The organism is Chromobacterium subtsugae, from assembly GCF_001676875.1.
GTDB classification, from domain to species: Bacteria; Pseudomonadota; Gammaproteobacteria; order Burkholderiales; family Chromobacteriaceae; genus Chromobacterium; species Chromobacterium subtsugae.
In genome coordinates this window covers 87,151-109,369 of sequence record NZ_JYKA01000010.1, presented here as the reverse complement: position 1 = coordinate 109,369, position 22,219 = coordinate 87,151, and the positions used below count along the sequence as shown (strand labels likewise).

The following is a 22,219-nucleotide window of genomic DNA, read 5'->3' as shown; positions in this document are numbered from 1 at the left end:
GACGTCGGACACTACGTCTTGACTGCCAATCTCCGGCAAGTCCCCCTGGCTCAAGTCATGCTCTCGCGGACGGGAGGGCGTCCCGCACGCAATGCATGGAGTGGTTCTTTCGTCTCAGATTCTCGATACTCCGCTGGCGCTGCCTGACAAGAGCGCGGGCGCAAAGCCTCTCTGAGCGGGAGGCGATTGAGTGGCCGCGGTTTCTTTTGGGGTTGATCGCTAGTGGAGAAGCTTCATCAGCAGCGTGGCCAGAACGATCATGGCCGCCCCGCCGATGCGGGTCGAGATTTGCGCGAAGGGCATCATTTCCATCCGGTTGGCGGCCGACAGGATCGCCACGTCGCCGGTGCCGCCCAGGCCGCTATGGCAGGCGGCGACAATGGCCGACTCCACCGGATACATCTTCAGCAACAAGCCGATGCCGAAGCCGCTGGCCACCATGGCCAGCACGATCACCGCGCAGAGCAGAACATACCCGGGGGTGACGGAAGCCGCCATCTGGTTCCATGGCACGAAGAGGGTGCCCAGCCCAACCAGGATGGCGAATGTCAGATTGCTGGTCATGAACTTGTACATCTGGTAGGACCCCAGCTCCACCTGCGCCGGCATCACCCTGCTCACCTTGACCAGGGCGGCTGTGATAATCATCAGGATCGGCCCCGGGATGCCGGTAATCGGGGCAAATAAAGACCCCAGGGTGAAAAAAGAACAGGTGAGCAGCAAGCCGCTTCCCATCAAGCTCAAGTTGATCGGCGCTTCATGCTGCGCGGCCAGCAATTCCCGATCTTCCCCGGTTTTGACCAACATGCCATTGCCGCTGAATCGCGGGCGCTTCTTGCCGTAGAAGTGGAGCAGGCCGGCCAGCAGGATGGCGACGACATTGCCGATCAGGGCCGCGGGAATCAGTGTGGCGACAATCTGAGCCTGCGGGATTCGGGTCATTTCGGAATAGCCGATGGAGAGCGGCAGAATGCCCTCGCCGATGCCGCCGCCCAAAATGGGAATGATGATGTAGAAGAAGGTGTGCCAAGGGGTGTAACCGAATAATAGGCCGACAAGCATGCCGGCGGCGACGGCGCCCAGCGTTCCCACCAGCAGCGGGATGAACATCCGCAAAAAGCCCTGCACCAAAACCTTGTGGCTCATGCCGAGAATGCTGCCGACCACCAGACAGGCAATGTAGAGGTATTGCAGATTGGCTGTCTTCATCGCCGTGGTCAGCGCTTTCAGCATGTCGGGGTCAAACAGCTTGTATCCCAGCAATGCCGAGGGGACAAACAGGCAGAGAATGGCCGAGCCGCCGATATGCTTGAGCACGGGAAGCCTCTTGCCTAGCTCGCCCAGCAGAAAGCCGGACAACATCATGACCGCCAGGCCGCCGATCAGGTCGTTCGGCAGGCGATGCGCGATGGCCGCGGCGACCACAATGGCGGCGAGAGATAGATAGAGCGGCAAGGGCAGCGGTCCGATGCGCATGGCCATCAGCGTGCTCCAAGGCCCATTGCCTGCCGGTTGGTTGCTAACGGTTTCCTCTATATGCATTTTTGTCTCCTCAGATAGGGCGTGACGGCGCCGCCGGACCGGTGGCCCGGCAGGGCGCTCCGCTTACGCCAAACGGTTTTTTGTCGTGGAGGCGATGTCTTTCAGCCAGGGCCGTTGCTGCCAATGCTTGGCGGCGAAAGCATGGATCTGGTCTTGCATGGCCAAGGTCGCGCCTATCATGTCCAGGCCTTCGAGGAACATCCGGCGATGGCGCTCGGACAGCGAGAAAGACGCCGTCAGGCTCCTGCTTCGCACCGTCATCGATGCGACATCGATCGCGACCAGGCTGTTTTCCGGCGCGGAGACGTCGGCCAGAATGGCCTCGACATCGGCTTCGGCCAGCGCCACCAGCATCAGGCTGTTGTTCATCGCGTTCGAATAGAAAATCTCGCCGAAGCTGGGAGCGATCACCGCCTGGATGCCGTATTGCCGCAGGCCCCAGACCGCGTGTTCGCGACTGGAGCCGCAGCCGAAATTGGGGCCGGCGACCAAAATCCTGGCCGCCGCGTATTCCGGCCGGTTGAGAACGAATGCGGGCCGGGGTTTCCCATCCGGGCCGAAGCGCATGTCGTATAGCAGGCCTTCGGCCAGGCCCGCCTTGTCGATGCGGCGCAGGAATTGCTTAGGCATGATCTGGTCGGTGTCCAGATTGCTGACCGGCAACGGCGCGGCCAGGTCTTCGATTCGGGTGTGAACGGTCATGCTTGGACTCCCAGTTTGCGAACGTCGGTGATGCAGCCGGCGACGGCGGCGGCGGCGGCCATGGCCGGACTCATCAGGTGGGTGATCGCATCCCGGCCTTGGCGGCCTTCGAAATTGCGGTTGGTGGTGGAGGCGCAGCGCTCGCCGGGATTGAGCACGTCGTCATTCATGGCCAGGCATAGGGAGCAGCCGGGTTGGCGCCATTCGAAGCCGGCTTCGATGAACAGCTGCGCCAGCCCTTCCTGTTCGGCCTGGCGGCGCACTTCGCCTGAGCCCGGCACGATCATGGCGCGCACCGTAGGCGCCACGCTGCGTCCGCGCACGATGTCCGCGACGGCGCGCAAGTCCTCGATGCGGGCATTGGTGCAAGAGCCGATGAAGACGCGCTGAACGGGCAAGCCTTCCAGTTGGGCGCCTTCGGTCAGGCCGGTGTAGCGCAGCGCCCGCTGCATGGTGAGCCGGTCGGCGCCTTCCGGCGCCGACGCGGCGACGGGGATGCGGCCGCTGATCGGAATGGATTGGTCGGGGCTGGTGCCCCAGGTCACATAGGGCTCGACGTCGCCGGCCTGGAATTCAAGCTCAAGGTCGAATGGGGCGCCGTCGTCGCTGCGCAGGGCGCGCCAGTCCACCTTCGCGGCGTCCAGCGTCGCGCCGGCCAGGTCCGGGCAATGGTGGGCGATGTATTCCAGCGTCAGCGCATCCGGCGCGATGAGCGCGCCGCGCGCGCCGGCCTCGACCGCCATATTGCACAGCGTCATCCGCGCTTCCACCGTCAGCGACTCAATGGCCTCGCCGCAGAACTCGACCACATAGCCGCGCGCGCCGTGCGCGCCGATCCGGTTGATGATCAGCAGGATAAGATCCTTGGCGGTGGTGCCGAGCGGCAAGCGGCCGGCGACATGGATGCGCATGGTTTGCGCGAGGCGATACACCAGGGTCTGGGTCGCCAATACGTGTTCGACTTCTGAGGTGCCGATTCCGAAGCCCAAGGCCCCCAGCGCGCCATAGGTCGTGGTGTGGCTGTCTCCGCAGAGAACGACCATGCCGGGACGAATCATGCCCAGCTCCGGCGCGATGACATGTTCTATGCCTTGAAAGCGGTCGTTGGCATCGAACAGCGGGATGCCGTGGCGGTCGCAGTTCTTCTTCAGGTTCGAGGCCTGCAATGCCGAATTCGGCTCCTCGATGATGCGGATCGCCACGGGGTGGGTCGGGATGATGTGGTCGACCACCGCCACGTTCTGGCCGGGTTGCGAGACTGTGCGGCCGGCTTCCGCCAGCCCGGCGAAGGCTTGCGGGCTGGTGTACTCGTTCATGATGTGCAGGTCGGCGTAAAGCAGCACGTTCTGGGTATCCAGACGCGCCACCGTGTGGGTTTCGACCAGCTTCTGGTAAAGCGTTTGGGGTGGGGTTTGCAATGCGGTCACTCTTGTCTCCCGGTGAGCCTGAAAGCGAGGCGGCTTCCTTTGGAGGCAAGTTAGTGGATTGCAAATTTCTGTACAATAATTGAAATATAAAACTGTTTTTAACTTAAATGCAAAAATGAACTCCATATCCGACGTCGCTTTTTTCCTGGAAGTGGTGAAGGCGGGCACGCTGTCCGGCGCGGCGCAAGAACTGGGCGTATCCACCGCCGCCGTCAGCCGTCGCTTGGCCAATTTGGAGGCGCGGCTCGGCATTCGGCTGTTGAACCGCACGACGAGGCGAGCGGCCGTCACGCATGAAGGCGAGCTGTATCTGGCGGAGGGGAAAAAGATTCTTGGGGAGCTGGAGGAGTTGGAGCAAAGGCTGGCCAGCGCCCAGGCCATCCCAAAGGGGCTGCTGCGCGTCAATGCGACCTTCGGCTTCGGCCGCCAGTTCATCGCCCCGGCGATAGCGGACTTTGTCGAGCTTTATCCCGATGTCGACGTTCAGTTATCGTTGTCCGACCGCCCGGTCAATCTGATCGAAGAGGGATTCGATGTCTGCATCCGCTTCGGCGAGTTGCCCGACGCTCGCATCACTTCCAGGAAAATCGCCAGCAATCGCCGCCTGTTATGCGCATCGCCGGCCTATCTGGAGCGTTTCGGCGCGCCGGTCTCCCCGATGGATCTGCAGCGCCACCGCTGCATTGTGATCCGGGAGAGCGACGAAACCTATGGCGCGTGGCACCTTCACTCAGGCAATACGCAAGCCAATGTGAAGGTCCGCGGGACCGTCTCGACCAACGATGGCGAGGCAGCGGTCAGCTGGGCATTGCGGGGGCTGGGGATATTGCTGCGCTCGGAGTGGAACGTCGCGCCTTATCTGCGTTCGGGACGATTGCGCGAAGTGCTCGGCGACTGGCGGTTTCCGGCGGCCGACATTCACGCGGTCTATCCGATGAAGAACAACCTGTCGGCGAAAGTGCGGGCCTTCGTCAGCCATCTGGATAAGCACTTTGAGCCATATCGGCCCAGGGGGGATGGCAAGAGCGGCTGGTAGCATCCGCAAGCGGCAATGTCTTGGCGACCCGGCTCTTGAGTATGATGTCGGAAAGATCGGGATGGATGATAAAAAGCCGCCAACTTTTTCGCGTTGGCGGCTTTGCGGTCTAATTAGATGCCGGCGGTTACGATATCTTCGCGCGTCAGCAGGAACACGAAGCCATCGCCGCTTTGCGTCTCCATCCACATGAAGGGGAGGGTGGGGAAGCATTCTTCCAGCATGTCGCGGTTGTGGCCGATTTCCACCATCAGCACGCCGCGCTCGTTGAGGAATTCCGGCGCGCGGCGCAGGATTTCGCGGGTGGCGTCCAGGCCGTCTTCGCCGGAGCCCAGCGCGATTTCCGGTTCGTGCAGGTATTCTTCCGGCAGCGCGTCAACCGACTCGGCATCGACGTAGGGCGGGTTGGAAATGATCAGGTCGTATTTTTCTTCTATGCCCTCGAACATATCGGTGTGAACCAGGTTGATCCGGTCCTGCAGGCCGTAATGCTCGACATTGATCGACGCCACTTCCAGCGCGTCCAGAGAAATGTCCACCGCGTCGATTTCGGCGTCGGGGTAGTGGTGGGCCAGCTGGATGGCCAGGCAGCCGGAGCCGGTGCACAGGTCCAGCGCGCGATGCACCAGTTCCGGGTGTTCGATCCACGGCTCCAGCGGCTCGCCCAGCAATTCGTAGATGAAGGAGCGCGGCACCAGCACCCGCTCATCCACGTAGAAGCTGAATTCGCCTTGCCAGGCCTCATTGGTGAGGTAGGCCACCGGCACATGCTCTTCGGCGCGGCGGCGGATCAGCTCCAGCACGTCTTCCAGTTCGGACGGCAGCAGCTTGGCGTCCAGATAGGGGTCGAGCTGGTCTATCGGCAGCTGCAGCGCGGTCAGGATCAGGTAGGCCGCTTCGTCGTGGGCGTTGTGGGTGCCGTGGCCGTAGGTGAGCTCGGCTTCGTTGAAGCGCGTGACGGCGAAGCGCAGCAGGTCGCGCACGGTGCTGAAATGGCTGGCAGCCTGTTGGTACATGGGTTTCCTTTCAATGCAAGGGGGACATGGTCGGCCCATGTCCCCTGGTAGTCTGGCGCTGCCGCCTGGCGGCGGCCAGCTTTAGAACGGCAGCTTGGCGCTGGTGGCGGTGCCCAGCACGCGGCGGAAGTCGCCCTTGATTCTTTCCAGCGCTTCTTCGGTATCGGCTTCGAAGCGCAGCACGATCACCGGCGTGGTGTTGGAGGCGCGGGCCAGGCCGAAGCCGTCCTTGTATTCGACGCGCAGGCCGTCCAGCGTGTTGACTTCCTCGGCGCCGTCGAAGCTGGCGGATTCCTGCAGTTTGGCGATCAGCGCGTGGTTCTCGCCTTCCTTGGCCATTTTCAGGTTCAGCTCCGGCGTGGATACCGCGTTGGGCAGCGCGTTCAGCAGCTCGCTCGGGTCTTCCACGCGCGATAGCACTTCCAGCAGGCGGGCGCCGGTGTAGATGCCGTCGTCGAAGCCGTACCAGCGCTCCTTGAAGAACACGTGGCCGCTCATCTCGCCGGCCAGCAGCGCGCCGGTTTCCTTGATCTTGGCCTTGATGAAGCTGTGGCCGGTGCGCGCCATCACCGGCACGCCGCCGTTTTGCTTGATCCAGGGCTTGAGCAGGCGGGTGGACTTCACGTCGAAGATCACCTTGGCCTTGGGATTGCGTTCCAGCACGTCGGCGGCGTACAGCATCAGCTGGCGGTCCGGCCAGATGATGTTGCCGTCTTTGGTGACCACGCCCAGGCGGTCGCCGTCGCCGTCGAAGGCCAGGCCGATTTCGGCGTCGGTTTTCTGCAGCGCCTCGATCACGTCCTTCAGGTTTTCCGGCTTGGCCGGATCGGGGTGGTGGTTGGGGAAGGTGCCGTCCACGTCGCAGAATAGTTCGCGCACTTTGCAGCCCAGGCGGCGGTACAGCAGCGGGCCGAAGGCGCCGGCCACGCCGTTGCCGCTGTCCACCACGATGTTCAGCGGGCGCTCCAGCTTGATGTCGGAGGTGATGCGCTCGAAATAGGCTTCGGCGATGTCTTCGGTGCGGTAGCCGCCTTCGCCCGCGGCGAGATCGCCGTCGACGATGCGTTGGTACAGTTTCTGAATGTCCTGCCCGGCCAGGGTGTCGCCGGCCAGCATCATCTTGAAGCCGTTGTAGTCGGGCGGGTTGTGGCTGCCGGTGACCATCACGCCGGACAGCGTGCCCAGTTGGTGGGCGGCGAAGTACAGCATCGGCGTGGCGACGCGGCCGACGTCGATCACGTCCACGCCGGCGGCGCGGATGCCTTCGGACAGCGCTTCGCACAGTTCCGGGCCGGACAGTCGACCGTCACGACCCACCACGATGGCCCGCACTTTGCGGGCAAGCGCTTCCGAACCCACGGCCTGGCCAATCTGGCGCGCGACGGCGGCGGTCAGCGTCTTGCCGACGATGCCGCGAATGTCATAAGCCTTGAAGATGTCTTTGGATAGTTTGTTCATGATGGTTTTGTTGCGGTCGATTGTGTTTGAAGGGCGGCGCCGCTATCGCAGGCCGCCTTGTCCGTATTTCAGTTGCCGAATTGCCGGCTGAGCGCCACCAGCTGATCCAGCTTCTGGCGCGCCTTGCCGCTGTCCAACGCTTCGCGCGCCATGGTAACACCGTCGGCCAGGCTTGGGGCGATATCGGCGGTATAGATGGCCGCGCCGGCATTGAACAACACGATGTCGCGCGCCGGGCCGGGCTCGCCGTCCAACACCGACAGCAGCCGCAGCCGCGATTGTTCCGCGGTGTCCGCGCGCAGGTCTTTCAGTTCGCAGCGCATCAGGCCGAATTCGCCGGGCTCGACCTGGTATTCCAGTATCTCGCCGTTTTTCAGCTCGGCCACCATGCTGGGGCCGGACAGTGTCAATTCGTCCAGGCCGTCGCAACCATGCACGATCATCACGTGCTTGCTGCCCAGCTGCTTGAGCACGCGGGACTGGATGCCCACCAGGTCGGGGTGGAAGACCCCCATCAGTTGCTTGTCGGCATCGGCCGGGTTGGTCAGCGGCCCCAGGATGTTGAAGATGGTGCGCGCGCCCAGTTCCTTGCGTATCGGCGCGACATGCTTCATCGCGCTGTGGTGGTTGGGGGCGAACATGAAGCCCAGGCCGATTTCGTCGATGCAGCGGCCGGCCTGTTCCGGACTGAGGGCCAGATTGACGCCCAGCTGTTCCAGCACGTCGGCGCTGCCGGAACTGGACGATACCGAGCGGCCGCCATGTTTGGCGACGCGTGCGCCGGCAGCGGCGGCGACGAAGGCCGCGGTGGTGGAGATGTTGAACGTGTGCGACTTGTCGCCGCCGGTGCCGCAGGTGTCCACCAGGTTGGCGCGGTCGGCCACCGGCACGTGGGTGGCGAATTCGCGCATCACGGTGGCGGCGGCGGCGATTTCCGAAACCGATTCCACCTTGACCCGCAGGCCGATCAGGATCGCGGCGGTCTGGGCCGGGCTCAATTCGCCGCGCATGATCTGGCGCATCAGGTCCAGCATTTCGTCGTAAAACAGTTCATTGCCGTCGATCAGACGGTTCAGGGCCACTTGCGGGCTGATCATGATGATGGATTCCTATGAGCCTTGGCGGCCAAGCTCGGCCAGCCTTTGCGTGTCCAGGTCGATCTGGCAGGCCAGGCGGGCGCGGTCGGCGCCGTTGCCGCTGGCGTAGCTGGCGGCCAGCCAGTCGCATTGCTGGCGGCGGTAGGTTTGGTACGCTTGCCGGGCGCGCAGCAGGGCGCGGGCGGCGTGGAAGCGGTTGTCGCTGGCGCGGTCCAGCTTGCGCATCGCCGCCAGGCTTTTGTCCTCCTGCGCGGCGAGCAGGCGTTGCGCGTCGGCGTGGCGCTGCTGCAGGCAGGCCGCGACGGCCGGCGTATCGGCGGCGCTTTGCGCGCAGTCGTCCAGCGCGCCCGCCCACGCGGGGGAGGCGAGCAGGGCTAAGGCCAGCGTCAGCCGCATGCGCATCAGGCGAATTCCTTCAGGAAATTGTCCAGCATCTGGTGGCCGTGTTCGGTGAGGATGGATTCCGGATGGAACTGCACGCCCTCGATCGGCAGCGTCTTGTGGCGCACGCCCATGATCTCGCCGTCGTCGGTCCAGGCGGTGACTTCCAGGCAATCGGGCAGCGATTCGCGCTCTATCACCAGCGAATGGTAGCGGGTGCAGGTGACCGGATTGGGCAGGCCGCGGAACATGCCCTTGTCCAGATGGCTGACTGGCGACACCTTGCCGTGCATCAGCTGCTTGGCGTGAATCACCTTGCCGCCGAAGGCCTGGCCTATGCCCTGGTGGCCCAGGCACACGCCCATGATGGGCAGCTTGCCGGCGAAGTGCAGGATGGCCGGCACCGACACGCCGGCCTCGTTGGGGGTGCAGGGGCCGGGGGAGATCACCAGGTATTTGGGCTGCAGTTCTTCTATCTGCTGCAGCGAGATTTCATCGTTGCGGAACACCCTCACGTCCTGGCCCAGTTCGCCGAAATACTGCACCAGGTTGTAAGTGAAGGAGTCGTAGTTGTCTATCATCAACAGCATCGGGGTTAAATCCTTGATTGCGCTGGATTTTGTTGCCATTCCAGCTGTTCAGTGCCCCGGCGGCGCTCTGTCGAGCGCGGGGCGGATATGAGATCCACTATACCGGATAGCGGCGGCATGCGCAGCCTACCGGCGCGGGGGGCGTCCGGCCTCTGGGGGAAGGAAGCCGCAAGCGGCGAGGCCCTGCTTCGGGTTTGACATGGATGCGCTTATGCGTCATATCGCAGATTGAATGGTGTCGGATAGTCAGGAAGCGACGATGGAAAGAACGTTCACCGTGCTGGTGGCGGAAGACGTGGAGGCCACCCGCCGGTTGATGGGGCTGGTGATCGAGGAAATGGGGCATGCGGTGCGGTATGCCGAAAACGGCCGGCAGGCGGTGGAGCAGTGCCGGCGGCAATTGCCCGACATGATATTGATGGACTGCATGATGCCGGTGATGGATGGGCAAGAAGCGATCCGTGAGATCCGCCGGCTTTGCGGCGACCGCTGGCTGCCCATCATCTTCCTCAGCGCCCGCAGCGATGAAGAGGCGCACATCAGCAGCCTGGACGTGGGCGCCGACGACTATCTGGTCAAGCCGATCAACCTCACCATGCTGGCCGCCAAGATCCGGGTGATGCAGCGCATCTGCGAGATGCAAAGCCGGATTTCGGCCGACTCGCAAAAACTGCTCAACTATTACAATAGCAACGAGCGGGAGCAGCGTTTCGCCAAGCACGTGCTGGACAGCATCGTCGGCAGCGAGGAGCAGGACCTGCCCGGCGTGTGCGGCTGGCAATTGTCGGCCGAGCAATTCAGCGGCGACGTGCTGGCGCGGGCGCTGTCGCCGACCGGGCAGCTGTGCATCATGCTGGCCGACAGCACCGGCCATGGCCTGTCGGCGGCGCTGGCCTGCTTGCCGGCGGTGGACATTTTCTACGCGATGGTCCGGCGCGGTTTTCCCCTTACCGCGATGGCGCGCGAGATCAACGCCAAGCTGAACCGGCTGCTGCCGGTGGGGCGCTTCGTCGCCGCCGCCCTGGTCGCCATCGACTGGGAGCAAGCCCGCATCGAGGTGTGGAACGGCGGCATGCCCTGCGTGGTGTTCGCCGCCGATGACGGCGCGCTGCTCAAGGAGTGGAAATCGCAGTTTCCGCCGCTGGGCATTTTCGGCGTGGAAGACTTCCGCTGGGAAAGCGAAACCTATTTCTGGGAGCAGAGCGGGCAGCTGGTGCTGTGCTCCGACGGTTTGACCGAGGCGGAAGACGCGCAAGGCCGGCAATTCGGCAGCCGCGGCGTGTTGCAAGCGCTGGCGCGGGCTGGAGAGGACGCGCCGCTGGACGCGATACGGCTGGCGGTGCTGGCGCACTTGGGCGGGGTCAAGAACCGCGACGACATCTCCTTGGGTGTGGTGCGGCTGGAGGCCGACGCGAGCATGGCGGCGGAGCGGGGCGCCGAGCCGCTGGAGCGCGACGACGGCGGCCTGCTGTCCAACTGGCAGATCCAGCTGGAATTCAACGCGGAGGAATTGCGCCGCGATCAGGCCCTTCCCATGCTGATAGGCTGGCTGAACCAATTGGGCCTGCGCGGCGGGCAGTTCAAGCAGGTGCTGCTGGTGGTCACCGAGTTGTTCAACAATGCGCTGGACCATGGCGTGCTGCGGCTGGATTCGCAAATCAAGGCGAAACCGGACGGCTATGAGCGCTACTTCGTGCTGCGGCGCGAGCGTTTGAACGGCTTGCGCGAAGGCTGGGTGGCCTTGCGGATCGAGCGCCGCCGCCATGAGGGGCGGGACGGGATATTCATCCGCCTGTGCGACAGCGGCGCGGGTTTCGATCATGTCTCGCTGCTGGAGGGCTTGCGAAGGGAGCCGTCCGAACTGCCGAGCGGCCGCGGCCTGCCCTTGGTGCGGGCCCTGTGCCGCCAGCTGGTTTTCCATGGCTGCGGCAGCGAGGTGGTGGCTGAATTTCCCCTTTGATTCCGGCTGTGGCGGGGTTCAGCGCGGAGCGGTCGCGGCGGCGCCCGGCAGCGCCCTGCCGCTGGCGGTGGCGTTGCGCCTCACTTTGGCCTGCAGCTGCATCAGGCCGTAAAGCAGCGCCTCGGCGGTAGGCGGGCAGCCAGGCACGTAGACATCCACCGGCACGATGCGGTCGCAGCCGCGCACCACCGAGTAGCTGTAGTGATAATAGCCGCCGCCGTTGGCGCAAGAACCCATCGATAGCACGTAGCGCGGCTCCGCCATCTGGTCGTAGACCTTGCGCATGGCCGGCGCCATCTTGTTGGTCAGCGTGCCGGCGATGATCATCAGGTCGGCCTGGCGCGGCGTGGCGCGCGGAATCAGCCCAAAGCGGTCCATGTCGTAGCGCGCCGCCGCCGCGTGCATCATTTCCACCGCGCAACAGGCGAGGCCGAAGGACAAATACCACAAGCTGTTGCTCTGGCTGGCGCCGAACAGGCTATCCAGCGTGGTCAGCATGTAACCGTTTTTTTCCAGGCTTGGGGTCATGGCATGGCTTCCGAGTCGACGATGGCGCCACTGTAGCCATGGCGGGCGCCGCCGGCTTGTACCGAAACGACATCGGGCGGCAGCAGAATGTCGCGGTTGCCTTCGCCCAGCACCAGCGGCAGCTCGTGGTCCTGATACTGGATCAGGCTCATTTCCAGGTTGCGGTCGCCATGGCTGCGGCGCAGGAAATCCCCCGGCGTCAGGCCGGACAGCGCGCGAAAGTCGCGCGCCATGTGCGGCTGATCGAAATAGCCGCAGTCCGCCGCCAATCCGGCCAGCTGGCCGGCGGCGTCCGGGCGCGAGATCAGCAGCCCCATCATGCTGACGAAACGCATTTGGCGGCGGGTGTCGCGCAATGACTGGCCATAGCTAGCCAGGAAGCGGCGCTCAAATTGGCGCAGGCCCAGGCCGCAGCGCTCGGCCAGGGCGCGGCTGTCGGCGAACAGCCAGTCCGGCGGCAGCAGCAAGGGGCCGCCGTCTTTGGCCTCCTCGCGGCGCGCGGCCTGCCGCCGCAGCCAATCTTCCAGAATGCGCGCCATCTGCCAGGGCTGGCGCGCGGCTTGCAGGGCGTCATGCAGCGCATCCGCCGCCGGGCGGCCCGCCAGTTCCTCAAGCGGCCAGCTTTGATCGGCGATGCGCTGGCAATCGAGCGGGAACAGCCTGCTTAGCTGCCCGGTGCGCAGCAAGGCGCTGATGAAGCGCGTGCCGGGCGACAGGCGTATCGCTATCGGCTGGCTGAACGGTCCGCTGACGAAGCATCGGGGCGTGCAGCCCAGCGGGCGGCCGTTGATTTCCGCCTGGCTTTGACCAGCCAGCAGCACGCCGATCAGAGGGAAGGGCGTGGCGGGGATGCGCACGAGGCCGCTGCCCTCCAGCTGGAGATGGAAGTAGCGGATCAGCGGCGCCAGGCGCGGGGAAGGCGGGAGCAGTAATCTCGACATGCGGTGAATGATATTCGCATGCCGGCCGCCCCGCCCGCATTTTTACTGCGGCATCGCGATTCTTCATGCTTGTGCCATATTGAATGGGCGAGGCCATCGCCGCCGAAGCGAGGTTTCCAGGCATTCGACGAGGAGCGTTTATGAGCGGGCACGGATATTGGGCCGCGGCGATCGCGCTGGCGGCGATATTGAGCGTACAGGCTGCGTCGGCAGCGGATGCCGCCGCGGGGCAGTGCCGGACGTTGACGGATATCGAGGGCCGCTATCGTTGCGCCGGCGAGTGTGTGACGACGGCGGCGGACGGCAGCCGCTCCCTGGTGAAGGTGTCGGGCGAGGAGGATGCGATCCGCCGGTTTGACGGCTCCCAATGGATATATCAGATCGACATCACCGGCTCCGGCGGTTTCGCCGAAACGGAGATCGGCGGGCTGAGCGGCCATGTGCTGCAGACGGCGACGGCCCATGTCTCGGATCAGCAATATCCAGTGCTGGAGGAGTATGCCTTCGCGGCGGACGACCATTGCCGGGCGACCGGCTACGTCAAGACCGTGCGCAATCCGGACCCGGTGGCGCTGAAAGCATGCTCGCTGGCGTGTTCGCGCTAGCGGCATGGCCAAGGCCCGGCGGCTAGCCGAGCCTTGGGCGCGGGGCTTACGCCGCGTGGCCGGCGCAGGCGTGCAGCAGGCTTTGGTCCAGCACGTCCCACATCTCGGCCAACGGATCGAGGAAGTCTAGCATGCCTTCCAGGATCAGCGGCGCGGTGGAGGCGGTCAGCGTGGCGGCCACGGCCTCGCGGACGTGGTTCTCATGCTGGCTCTCCGCGCCGCATTCGCCCCAGTGGTCCAGCAGATAATGCATTTCCGGGTCTTCCAGCCTGACGCCGTAATGGCCGGTGTCCACCAGCGCCTGTTTTTCCCCTGGAATCAACGCGCGGTTGGAGATGATTTCCAGCGCGAAGGCGGTGCCCAGGTTGCGCATCGTGGAATCGAAGTCGCTGCGGGCCCGGCGCTGGAAGGCCGCCATGGCCCGCCGGGTTTGCAGCAGCAGGCCGGTTGGGCGCTCATAGCCGGGATGGTCGGCCAGCAGCCGGTCCGATGCCTCCTTGAGCTCGGTTTCCACTTGCTGCTGGTCATTGACGTCGGCGAAGCGCGGGCGCGCGCCGCTGCGGTTGACGATATGGCCGGCCATTCTGGCGAGGTCGGCGCCGTGGCCTTGTTCGGACTGCGCGATTTCCGCCATTAACTGCGCCTGGCTGATCAAGCCCAGCATTTCCAGCGCGCCGGGAAAGGCTTGCCCGGGGCGGGTGGCGGCGCAGAAGGCCTGGATCTGGTGGAATAGAGCGGCGCAGGCTTCCGCATCCGGCGCGGCATGCGCCCAATGCTGGAAGATGGGGTGGGTGTAAGCGCGGTGGCTCTGGACTATCCGGCTTAGCTGTTCAATCGTGGTGGTGCTCATGGGATCCTCTCTTTTCGGTCGAAACCCCCTTTGTGCATGATCTAGAAATATTTTCTGCCGGCGCTGGCGTCGGGGACGCGATATCCCAGCCGGACGATGTGTTGATCGATGTCGCGTTGGTAGACCTCCCGCAGCTCATGGTTGGTGCACGTTCTCAGGCCCCATTTCACCGCCAGCCGGCTGCGCCGCGAGTCGGATTTGCCGAACATGTCCAGCGCCATCGGGTACATCTTGTCCAGCGCCTGCTGGGCGCGGTGGCGGGAGTCGGCCTGTTCGCGGGCCCGGCGCATCAGCAAGGCGCCGTGGGCGAAGTGCATGGCCTCCTCCTTGAGAATCTCCCGGGCCTCGATGGCCAGCGGCCGGTATGGACTGTCCACCATCTCCTTGATCTGGTAATGGCCCTCCAGCTCGCAAAGAAAGCTGAAAGCCGCGCGTTCTTCCCAGGTGTTGAAGTCGGTAGTCATGCTTTCGGCGGCGAAAAAGCGGCGCTCTTTCTTGTCTTGTCGGAGCATGTGGGAGGTGTCTATCCCCATTTCGGCCAGCAGCCGGGCAAAGCGGCGGAAATGATCCACTTCTTCGGCGGCGAATTTGACGCAAATGTATCTTTCGTCGGCGTTAGGCGCCAAAGGATAGAAGGAGTCGACATAGGTATCGCCGGCGCTGAGCTCGCCCTCGCCATTGGCCAGCATCTGATGAATCAGGATTTCCCGAAATTCGTCGGGCATGTCCGCGTGCTCGATGGTGCCGGGCGGATGGTGGTATGTATGGTGTTCCATTTGCTTGCCTCTTGAATATTTGGCGTAACGACGCGTTGGTTTCCCCTTGCATGGATCCGGAATGACAAATGCCCAGCCTTCCCGCGCGGCGGCGGGAGCGGGGCGGTGCCCGTGATTTTCAGGCGTTGATATAGGTCAGCGTGTGATGGGAAACGATCTTCCCTTCGCTATCCGTTATGGTGGCGGTGCCGTACAGGATGCGGCGTCCCGCGGTCATGACTTCCGCCTCGCAGCTTAGGTCGGTGCGGGCTGCTCTGAGGAAATTGGTTTTCATCTCCAGCGTCACGGCGGGCGTGTCTACCCCGGCCACCGTCATCAGCGCCAGCCAGAAGGCCACATCGGCCAGCGTCATCATGCTGCCACCTTGCGCCACGCCGCCGGGACGATAGTGCTCGGGTTTCAATGGCAGGCGCAAAATCGCCTTGCCGGGCGAGACGGCCTCGACCTGGAAATTCCACCAGGGGCCGAAAGGCGATTCGGCGAGGATTTTTTTGGCTTGCGCGACATCCAGCAGCAACGGAGCGTCTTGTTTCATCGGGGAATTCTTGCCTTCGGCGCGCGGGCCGGCGATTTGGTTTATGTTCAAACAATCTAGGCGCGGCTGCGGCTTGGCGGCAATCGTAGAACTACGGCAATAAGCAAAAACTGTACTTTAGGATTGCTTTCGCGTGGTGTGATTGTCGAATCGGGGCGGGTTTGGCTGGCAGGGCGGCGGCGCCTGTCGCTTCGCCGTGGCCGGCAGGGCAAACTGTTCGAAGGCCGAGCTAGATTGGGACAGCTTGGGGGCGAATTTGCGACAAGCCATAGCGCATTACAGGGGGCTTGTGAAGGCTTGGTTTGGAGCGCTTATTGAAGGAGGCCTTGATTTACGGGCTTTAAGGCGAAACGCAGGGGTGAAGAAAAACCAGGGATGGTGCGAAAGGAGAGACTCGAACTCTCACGCCTTGCGGCGCTGGAACCTAAATCCAGTGCGTCTACCAATTCCGCCACTCTCGCATTTCGAGACTTGAAAACGAGTGATCTGCCACCCACATTCAATCTCGAAGAGGACGGAATGTTAACCCAACAGCCAGATTAAGACAAGTGTTTGGCCGACGACGGAAACTTATTCCCTCCGACAGGGTCTCTTGCTTACAATTCCAAGCGTTTCACAGAACAACTCACTCAGGAGAGCTTCACATGCACCCGGATTTTCAAACGGCCTATCAATCGACCCCTATGGCGGACGCCCGCCATAAGGTCTTGCGCAATACCTACGGCCTGCTTGGCCTGTCGATGATCCCGACCGTCATGGGCGCCATCGTGGGCACCCATATGAGCTTCGCCTTCCTGGCCGGCAGTCCCATCATCGGCATGCTGCTGATCATGGCGGTGTTTTACGGCCTGGTGTTCGCCATCGAGAAAAACCGCTACAGCTCGGCCGGCGTGTTCCTGATGCTGGGTTTCACCTTCATGATGGGCGTGCTGTTGGGGCCTCTGCTGCAGTTCGCGCTTAAATTCTCCAACGGCGGGCAGCTGATCATGACGGCCGGCGCAGCCACGTCGCTGGTGTTCTTCGTGATGGCGGGCATCGCCTCCACCACCAAGCGCGACCTGTCCGGCCTGGGCAATTTCCTGACCGTCGGCGCCATCGTGCTGATGGTGGCTGTGGTGGCCAACCTGTTCCTGCGCATGCCGGCGTTCCAGCTGATGATCTCCGCCGCCTTCGCGCTGTTCAGCTCGCTGATGATCCTATGGCAGGTGAAGGTGGTGGTGGACGGCGGCGAGAACAGCTACATCTCCGCTGCCTTGTCCATCTACATCAGCATCTACAACCTGTTCACCAGCCTGCTGCAACTGCTGCTGGCTTTTGGCGGCAACCGCGACTGATCCAGCCGAGCCGGCGGCGACGCCCGCAACGAAAAACCCTCCGCCTTTGGCGGAGGGTTTTTTCATGGGCGGAGCGATCTAAACCGCCAGGCTCCATGGCAGCGACAGCACCGATTTCAGCTCTTCCTGCCGGTCGGGCCAGCCGCCGGGGCAGTCGCCCGCGGCGCACAGGGCGCTCCGGGCAAGCTGCTGGCAGCAGCCGAGTATCATCATCAAGTCTTCGCTGGTGCCGTGCGCGATCATGAACGCGGCGTCCAGCATGCTGAATTGCATCTCCCGCTCCAGCGCGTCCTGGAAGACGCCGTCGGCGCTGAAGGCTTCGATGCTGATGGCGATGGTGTTTCTAGACGATGGCGATGAAAACAGCTCGATCTGGAAATTGCCTGCCCGGGCTCGTAAAAATTGCCTGACGCGGCTGAATTGCACGGCGTTCGGTTGCGGGCTAAGCATATTGCGCGTGTCGGCCGGTTGCGTCCCGCAGCGCTTCGCTGGCTTGGCGATACCATCCGTTCAGCAGGGTTTCGGCAGCCCTGACGGCGTCTCTGCTCATGGCGGGATTGGTTTTTTTCAGGGATTCGATCAGGCGTATCATGTCCAGCGAGCCATGCCATTCGGATTGGTGCCGCAGAATGGTTTCATGCCATTGGGTGTTTTCCGGGCGGGAGATGTAGCTTGAGTAGCAGCCGAAATCCTGGATGACGTCTTTTTGCTGGATGACGCGGCTGTGCCACGCTTCGTGCTGGTGCTCATGGTGTTCACTGACCAGAGCCCTGGCGCTGAGTTCCCAATCTTCCTGGTGCAGGAATGCCCTGACTACCAGCTGCTTCAGTGGCAGAAAGCCGCTGAGCTGTTCGATCAGCACAAATGAGCCGTGGGGCAGAATCGCCGAGCCTTTGGCGGGTTTGCCCCGGTGCGGAACCCGGCAAGGGTGGGTTTTCCAGTCGGCGCCTCGCATCTGGGTTGGCGACGGGTCGTAATCCGATAGTTTCAGTTCTTTCGCATTCATTTTGCCAAAATCTTTTATTGGGATGCCTCGGGCGCGCCTCACTGGGCGGGGGCGACTTCGTTCATCATGTTCCTGCGTAGATTGCTCAAGACCAGCGCCATCTCGCTGGGCGCCTGCAGCACCGCCTTGCGTATCTGCGAGGCGATTTCATCGGTGGGCAGGTTGTTCAGCTTCAGGTGGTCGCCGATGACGGCGGAGCACAGCAGGAAGTTGAATCCATTCGCTTTTTCCGTCAGGTCGCTCAGCCATTTTTCCGCTTCTTGCTTGTGGCTGGCTGCCTGATTCCTCATGTAGCGCTCCTGCTTGGTGATGCCGGCTTCGTTGGGGTTGCGCGGCTTGACGGCCATGTCGAGCGCGGCTTGCTCCAGCATTCTGATAGCCAGGCATTGCAGGCGGTAATTTTCAAGTGCGTTTTGCGTGCACATGGTGGTGTCCCCGGTCGATGTCGCCGGCGCTACATCGGATTTTTAGACGGCGCGGTGTGATTGCCTGGGCCGGTTTTGCGAGGCTGGTTCGGGCCGAGAGGCTCGTTTGTGGCTTCCTTCTGGGCTTCGTGAGCGATGCGGAGGAAGTGGTTGCGGTCTTCAAGATTCAGCAGCACTTCGGTTGAATGCTCGCCTGGAGCGGCTGCCGCGCCGGCGCTTCCCGCTGCCGCAGCGCCAGGGCTGGTTGTGTCGTGAGCCAATCTGGGTCTCCTGAAAGTGGGGCGTTATGCGGTGGTTTCGGCGCGATGAGGAGGCGCAGAACCGGCATGTCGCACAATATCATGATAAAATGTTCATCATAATAGTAATTATAGTATATGTTTTTCTTTGTGGGCATCAAGGGGTTTCTTCGATGGTGGTTGCTGGCATGGGCTGGGTGTGGCGCTGGCGGCCACTGGCGCTTGAGCATTTGAGTAGCGGATGTTTTATATCTATCTGATTTTTATGTATTTTTGTGATTTCTCTCGGATTTTATTCCATCTACCTGCCTAAGTGGCTCATTTTTTTGTAGTGCTATAGTATGTATTAAACTATAACAAAAATTTTCTATGTGATATTCTCGCCCCGTGTTGGCGAAATGCGCGCGGTCGAGTGGATGCGAAACGGGCGCTTAACGAGGCGGGAAGGGCGGAAAAGAGTTCATATGAGAAAAATTCAAGCGGTGCTCAAGGATATTGCGCAGAAGACCTTGCTGCTGGCCAGTCTGATCGACGAGGCGACCCGCGTCGGCGTATTGAGCCAGGAGCAGGCGGATGATCTGGTGCAGGGGGTGCGCATCCGGGGGCACTTGTCGAACAGTCTCGAAACCATGGCGTACTGGACGGCCAAGGACCTCAATGATCCTGCGCTGGCGGAGGAGTTCCAGGAATTGGTGATCAGCATCCGAGACTTTCTTGCCTGGGTGGATGAGACGGTCGGCAAGCTGCAGGCGGCGCTGCATGACGACAGCGCGGTGGCGTGATGGCGCGCTGGTTATTGGATTGCTAGGCTTGAGTCGCTTGCAATGCGGCGCGCGCCGCGGGTTTGAAGAGAGCCTGTCATGCGGGTTTGCCTTGGCGGCGCCGGCGCGGTTGGGTGCGCCGCTCATTCTCCGTCCCTTTCTTGTGAACCGCCCTGCCGTGTCCCGGCATGAAGCCCGACAAATCAGGCCCTAGTGGGCTTAATAACTCCTTACACTCGGAGTAAATGATTTTTTGTGGCCATGTGGTACACTCTAATAGTAATGAAACTAAAAGAAACAGCACTTTTCTCTAGGCCTTGGCGCCATGAGTCTTCGGTCGCTCACGACAGTCGGGTGAAGGAATAAGAAAATGTACGATGACGGTCGCGTATTTCTGGTGGCTGGATATTGGGCGAAGCTGAAAAAGGCCTTCGCCGCCGCTTCTGTGTATGTGATCGCGGATACCGCGACGATCGCATCGAGCCTGGCGAAACGCTGCATGCCGCAATTCCTGCCGGCTGGCGTGATGAGCCTCGCCGAGGTTCGCCGTTATGTCGCCTACATGAGGCGCATTGTTTCCGGCGACGAGATTTGCCTGATGCAGGAAGGCATCTCGCGCCAGCATGGCAAGCTGCCTGATGATCAGGTGTTTGTTGTGGTCGGTTTTTCCAAGAACCATTCGCCGGATCGGGATCCGGTGGTGAATTTCGTTGCGGCAAAAGGCGAAGCGGAAGCGACGATGCTGCAGCAGAGCGCAATGCCCAGCTTGTCCGTCTCCGGCGTGGCCAGCTTGGCGAAGCTGTTGGAACTGCAGTCCGGAATGGAGCGAGTCGCCTCCGGCGAAATGCCGGCCCTGAAAGAGCAAGGTGTCATTCGGTAATGATCGGGTCTAACGCAAAAGGGTGTGATGGATGTCTACGGTGAACATACCTGTGTATGAGCGTCAACTTGCGGCCGTTCTGCCGGAGGAACTGCGAACCAGCTATTTCAGGGGCGAGGTGCCGGAGTCGATGCGCGAGCGCTTTGACGAGTGGAAACGGCAGGCCTTTCTGGATGGCGGGCCGCCGGCCTCCATGACGGAAAGCAATGTCGCCAAATTCTTTTTGCGCGCGGAAGCGCTCAAGCAGCAGGACGCGCTGGGCGCGATGCCGCTGTCCACGTTGTTTCCGATGAGCAGCGCGCCGATCACCGCCCTGGACGCGGCAGCGGTGCGCCGCGCGGCGGTCGCCGGCCATACCGGCCTGACCCGCGAAGTGGTGGATATGGCGATCCGTCCCGCCGACGTCACGCCGGTGGCGCCCAGGGAAATGCAGAAAATGGCGGCCAGTTTGCAGCAGGCTTCCCAGGCCAAGCCGGAGGGCGTCAACGTGGACCGCAATTTGCTGGATTTCTTCCAGATGCGCGGCAATGCCAAGTACCGCAAGGATTTGATGATCAATGTGGCGCTGGAGGAGGCTCACGGCGCCAAGGGTTTGGCCGAGCGAGTCGAGCGCAGGATGGGGGCGTTGGGGGAGGCCGAGCAGGGGTTGGTCAAGCGGTTGCTGAATGGCGAATCTCCGGCGGATGTGATGAAGGATGCTCGCGCGCCGAAGAAGCCCACATCCTCGCTGGCGATGTAGCCATGGCGAGGTTGATTGCATTGCCGGACTTGTCCCGGCGCGGTTTTCTCCGGCAGGCCGGCGGCGCTTTTCTTGCGCTATCCGGCCTGTCCGCATTGCCGGACCGCTCCGATGCCGAGGCGCTGGCTGTCAGAGAGCAGGCGGGCAATCCGTTCGCGGCCATCTGGGAGCGCCCGCGCGAGGTGGTCATCCACCGCCAGGCAACGGGCGAGCGCCATCGCATCCTGTTATGGCATCCGCAGCAGGGCTGGCTGCGCGATGGTTATGTCGAGGCCTGCAATCTGCTGCGGGATGTGGTGGCGGGAGAGGTGAGGCAGATGGATTTGGGCTTGCTCAATATGCTTTACGCGATCCAGAGCTGGTATCTGGCCAATGGCGTCTACGAGCCGCTGGTGGTGACCTCCGGCTATCGCAATCCGGCGCGCAATCGCGGGATAGAAGGCGCGGCGAAGAATTCCATGCACACCTATGGCAAGGCGGTGGACATGCGCGTGCGCGGGCTCAGCACTGCCCAGCTGTGGCAGATGTCGGCCGCCTTGCGCGCGGGTGGGGTGGGTTACTATCCCGGCAAAGGTTTCGTGCATATTGACACCGGACGCGTTCGTTATTGGCAAGGATAGAAAAAGTTTATTATAATGATAATTATTTTAAACTATTATTCGGTCGGGGGCGTGCATGGACAGCGATGGCGGTGCAGCGGCGAATGACGGCAGGGCATCTGGCAGGCTGGCGGAATTGCAACGTCGGCTGGGTTGTCATTCGATGCCGGAGCGAAGCCCGGCGGCGCATGCGGACCGTCGCGCCGCGCCCCAATCCTTGCAGACGGTATTGCTGACGGGCGGCGCTGCGGGTTTTTCGCTATTGGCCGCTGCCTTGTGCGGCCCGCTGGATCTTCCCTTTGCCGCAGCTGCCGCTGCCGCCGCTTACTGCGCCTGGCAGTCGCACCAGGATGACAGGCGCAGGCGGCTGGATGCCTGGGAGAGCGAGCAGGCCCGGTTGCGATTCGCGAGGGAAGAAAGCGCTTATGATCAATTGCGGACATTGCGCAAGTCGCAGGTTCTGCGCGCGTATGCCAGCTTGCGCGCGCAAGCGCGCAAGCCCATCCGCAGGGGGAGGCGAAGCGGCATGGTGGTGGAAGATGAGTTGAGCCAGACGGATTTGCAGCAGTTTTTCAAATCGCTCAACAGCGCCGCGCACGATCCAGATGGCCGCGCGGTTTACATTCCCCCAGCGACGCCCAGGGCCGGCGCGCGCGATGGCGGTCTGGAGGATGAGGAGATCGCCAGGCTGTTCGGCGTCGGCGGCAATCAGCTGTTTATATCGGAACAGGGCGCTTCCGAGTGATTTTCCCTGTGGCCGGCCCGGCGCAACCTTAAACCTTGCAGGATATC

The 22,219-nt window shown here is 62.6% G+C and carries 25 protein-coding genes and 1 tRNA gene; 9 read left to right on the top strand and 17 right to left on the bottom strand.

Going from position 1 to position 22,219, the window contains the following annotated elements:
* Positions 1-219: 219 nt before the first annotated feature.
* The 3 genes from MY55_RS14065 to leuC all read right to left on the bottom strand — a co-directional run bounded on the left by MY55_RS14065 (position 220) and on the right by leuC (position 3,671).
* The gene (locus MY55_RS14065; protein WP_065202567.1) at positions 220-1,542 is read right to left on the bottom strand and encodes a 2-hydroxycarboxylate transporter family protein; all 1,323 of its coding nucleotides are present in this window, start codon (positions 1,540-1,542) and stop codon (positions 220-222) included.
* Between the two features lie 63 nt (positions 1,543-1,605).
* Positions 1,606-2,244 (bottom strand): 3-isopropylmalate dehydratase small subunit, encoded by a 639-nt coding sequence (leuD, locus tag MY55_RS14060; protein WP_065202566.1) that lies wholly within the window; start codon positions 2,242-2,244, stop codon positions 1,606-1,608.
* Positions 2,241-3,671: a 3-isopropylmalate dehydratase large subunit gene (gene leuC, locus MY55_RS14055; protein WP_065202565.1), complete on the bottom strand. Its 1,431-nt coding sequence runs from the start codon at positions 3,669-3,671 to the stop codon at positions 2,241-2,243. The genes leuD and leuC overlap by 4 nt, the downstream gene beginning before the upstream one ends.
* A gap of 115 nt (positions 3,672-3,786) precedes the next feature.
* Between leuC and MY55_RS14050 the strand changes: the two genes are divergently transcribed.
* The gene (locus MY55_RS14050; RefSeq protein ID WP_065202564.1) at positions 3,787-4,707 is read left to right on the top strand and encodes a LysR family transcriptional regulator; all 921 of its coding nucleotides are present in this window, start codon (positions 3,787-3,789) and stop codon (positions 4,705-4,707) included.
* A gap of 113 nt (positions 4,708-4,820) precedes the next feature.
* On the opposite strand, the gene prmB is transcribed toward MY55_RS14050, so the two are convergent.
* The 5 genes from prmB to MY55_RS14025 form a co-directional block, all read right to left on the bottom strand.
* Positions 4,821-5,723 carry a 50S ribosomal protein L3 N(5)-glutamine methyltransferase gene (gene prmB, locus MY55_RS14045; protein WP_065202563.1) on the bottom strand — a complete coding sequence of 301 codons (903 nt, stop codon included), beginning with the start codon at positions 5,721-5,723 and terminating at the stop codon, positions 4,821-4,823.
* Positions 5,724-5,804: 81 nt separating this feature from the next.
* Positions 5,805-7,181: a phosphomannomutase/phosphoglucomutase gene (locus tag MY55_RS14040; RefSeq protein WP_043580641.1), complete on the bottom strand. Its 1,377-nt coding sequence runs from the start codon at positions 7,179-7,181 to the stop codon at positions 5,805-5,807.
* A gap of 68 nt (positions 7,182-7,249) precedes the next feature.
* Positions 7,250-8,278 (bottom strand): anthranilate phosphoribosyltransferase, encoded by a 1,029-nt coding sequence (gene trpD / locus MY55_RS14035; RefSeq protein ID WP_043580643.1) that lies wholly within the window; start codon positions 8,276-8,278, stop codon positions 7,250-7,252.
* Between the two features lie 12 nt (positions 8,279-8,290).
* On the bottom strand, positions 8,291-8,680 hold the full coding sequence (locus tag MY55_RS14030; RefSeq protein ID WP_043580645.1) for a lysozyme inhibitor LprI family protein: 390 nt from the start codon (positions 8,678-8,680) through the stop codon (positions 8,291-8,293).
* Complete coding sequence (locus tag MY55_RS14025; protein WP_043580647.1) at positions 8,680-9,249, bottom strand: aminodeoxychorismate/anthranilate synthase component II; 570 nt, start codon at positions 9,247-9,249, stop codon at positions 8,680-8,682. The genes MY55_RS14030 and MY55_RS14025 overlap by 1 nt, the downstream gene beginning before the upstream one ends.
* Before the next feature lie 259 nt (positions 9,250-9,508).
* Here MY55_RS14025 and MY55_RS14020 point away from each other — a divergent pair, with 259 nt between their 5' ends.
* Positions 9,509-11,209 (top strand): ATP-binding SpoIIE family protein phosphatase, encoded by a 1,701-nt coding sequence (locus tag MY55_RS14020; RefSeq protein ID WP_065202562.1) that lies wholly within the window; start codon positions 9,509-9,511, stop codon positions 11,207-11,209.
* Between the two features lie 18 nt (positions 11,210-11,227).
* Here MY55_RS14020 and MY55_RS14015 read toward each other — a convergent pair whose 3' ends face one another.
* On the bottom strand, positions 11,228-11,737 hold the full coding sequence (locus MY55_RS14015) for a NuoB/complex I 20 kDa subunit family protein (protein WP_047238193.1): 510 nt from the start codon (positions 11,735-11,737) through the stop codon (positions 11,228-11,230).
* Complete coding sequence (locus tag MY55_RS14010) at positions 11,734-12,678, bottom strand: AraC family transcriptional regulator (RefSeq protein WP_065202561.1); 945 nt, start codon at positions 12,676-12,678, stop codon at positions 11,734-11,736. Before MY55_RS14010 ends, MY55_RS14015 begins: the two co-directional genes overlap by 4 nt.
* 140 nt (positions 12,679-12,818) lie before the next feature.
* Here MY55_RS14010 and MY55_RS14005 point away from each other — a divergent pair, with 140 nt between their 5' ends.
* Positions 12,819-13,283 carry a hypothetical protein gene (locus MY55_RS14005; protein ID WP_043580653.1) on the top strand — a complete coding sequence of 155 codons (465 nt, stop codon included), beginning with the start codon at positions 12,819-12,821 and terminating at the stop codon, positions 13,281-13,283.
* 46 nt (positions 13,284-13,329) lie between these two features.
* On the opposite strand, the gene MY55_RS14000 is transcribed toward MY55_RS14005, so the two are convergent.
* The 4 genes from MY55_RS14000 to MY55_RS13985 all read right to left on the bottom strand — a co-directional run bounded on the left by MY55_RS14000 (position 13,330) and on the right by MY55_RS13985 (position 15,905).
* On the bottom strand, positions 13,330-14,133 hold the full coding sequence (locus tag MY55_RS14000; protein WP_065202560.1) for a hypothetical protein: 804 nt from the start codon (positions 14,131-14,133) through the stop codon (positions 13,330-13,332).
* A 41-nt stretch (positions 14,134-14,174) separates the two neighbouring features.
* Complete coding sequence (locus tag MY55_RS13995) at positions 14,175-14,909, bottom strand: Phenylacetic acid catabolic protein (RefSeq protein ID WP_052941734.1); 735 nt, start codon at positions 14,907-14,909, stop codon at positions 14,175-14,177.
* A gap of 118 nt (positions 14,910-15,027) precedes the next feature.
* On the bottom strand, positions 15,028-15,444 hold the full coding sequence (locus MY55_RS13990) for a PaaI family thioesterase (RefSeq protein ID WP_047238200.1): 417 nt from the start codon (positions 15,442-15,444) through the stop codon (positions 15,028-15,030).
* Between the two features lie 376 nt (positions 15,445-15,820).
* Positions 15,821-15,905, bottom strand: a tRNA-Leu gene (locus tag MY55_RS13985).
* A 183-nt stretch (positions 15,906-16,088) separates the two neighbouring features.
* On the opposite strand from MY55_RS13985, the gene MY55_RS13980 reads away from it, so the two are divergent.
* Positions 16,089-16,778, top strand: coding sequence for a Bax inhibitor-1/YccA family protein (locus tag MY55_RS13980; protein WP_043580657.1), 690 nt, complete (start codon positions 16,089-16,091; stop codon positions 16,776-16,778).
* A 78-nt stretch (positions 16,779-16,856) separates the two neighbouring features.
* On the opposite strand, the gene MY55_RS13975 is transcribed toward MY55_RS13980, so the two are convergent.
* Genes MY55_RS13975 through MY55_RS13965 form a run of 3 tightly spaced genes read right to left on the bottom strand, consistent with a single transcriptional unit; the run spans position 16,857 to position 18,209 of the window.
* Positions 16,857-17,228 carry a hypothetical protein gene (locus MY55_RS13975; RefSeq protein ID WP_059184246.1) on the bottom strand — a complete coding sequence of 124 codons (372 nt, stop codon included), beginning with the start codon at positions 17,226-17,228 and terminating at the stop codon, positions 16,857-16,859.
* Positions 17,221-17,784, bottom strand: coding sequence for a hypothetical protein (locus MY55_RS13970; protein ID WP_043580661.1), 564 nt, complete (start codon positions 17,782-17,784; stop codon positions 17,221-17,223). The genes MY55_RS13975 and MY55_RS13970 overlap by 8 nt, the downstream gene beginning before the upstream one ends.
* A 38-nt stretch (positions 17,785-17,822) precedes the next feature.
* Entirely contained in the window at positions 17,823-18,209 is a 387-nt protein-coding gene (locus tag MY55_RS13965; RefSeq protein ID WP_146008285.1) for a hypothetical protein, read from the bottom strand.
* 703 nt (positions 18,210-18,912) lie between these two features.
* Here MY55_RS13965 and MY55_RS13960 point away from each other — a divergent pair.
* The 5 genes from MY55_RS13960 (at position 18,913) to MY55_RS13940 (ending at position 22,172) form a co-directional block, all read left to right on the top strand.
* Entirely contained in the window at positions 18,913-19,230 is a 318-nt protein-coding gene (locus tag MY55_RS13960; RefSeq protein WP_043580664.1) for a hypothetical protein, read from the top strand.
* 349 nt (positions 19,231-19,579) lie between these two features.
* Positions 19,580-20,089: a hypothetical protein gene (locus tag MY55_RS13955; RefSeq protein WP_043580666.1), complete on the top strand. Its 510-nt coding sequence runs from the start codon at positions 19,580-19,582 to the stop codon at positions 20,087-20,089.
* A 130-nt stretch (positions 20,090-20,219) separates the two neighbouring features.
* A complete protein-coding gene (locus MY55_RS13950; protein WP_043580668.1) occupies positions 20,220-20,828 on the top strand; it encodes a hypothetical protein in 609 nt (202 codons plus the stop codon).
* 2 nt (positions 20,829-20,830) lie between these two features.
* Positions 20,831-21,448 (top strand): YcbK family protein, encoded by a 618-nt coding sequence (locus tag MY55_RS13945; protein ID WP_043580670.1) that lies wholly within the window; start codon positions 20,831-20,833, stop codon positions 21,446-21,448.
* Positions 21,449-21,503: 55 nt separating this feature from the next.
* Positions 21,504-22,172, top strand: a complete 669-nt coding sequence (locus tag MY55_RS13940) for a hypothetical protein (protein ID WP_146008287.1) — start codon at positions 21,504-21,506, stop codon at positions 22,170-22,172.
* The last annotated feature ends 47 nt before the right edge of the window (positions 22,173-22,219 follow it).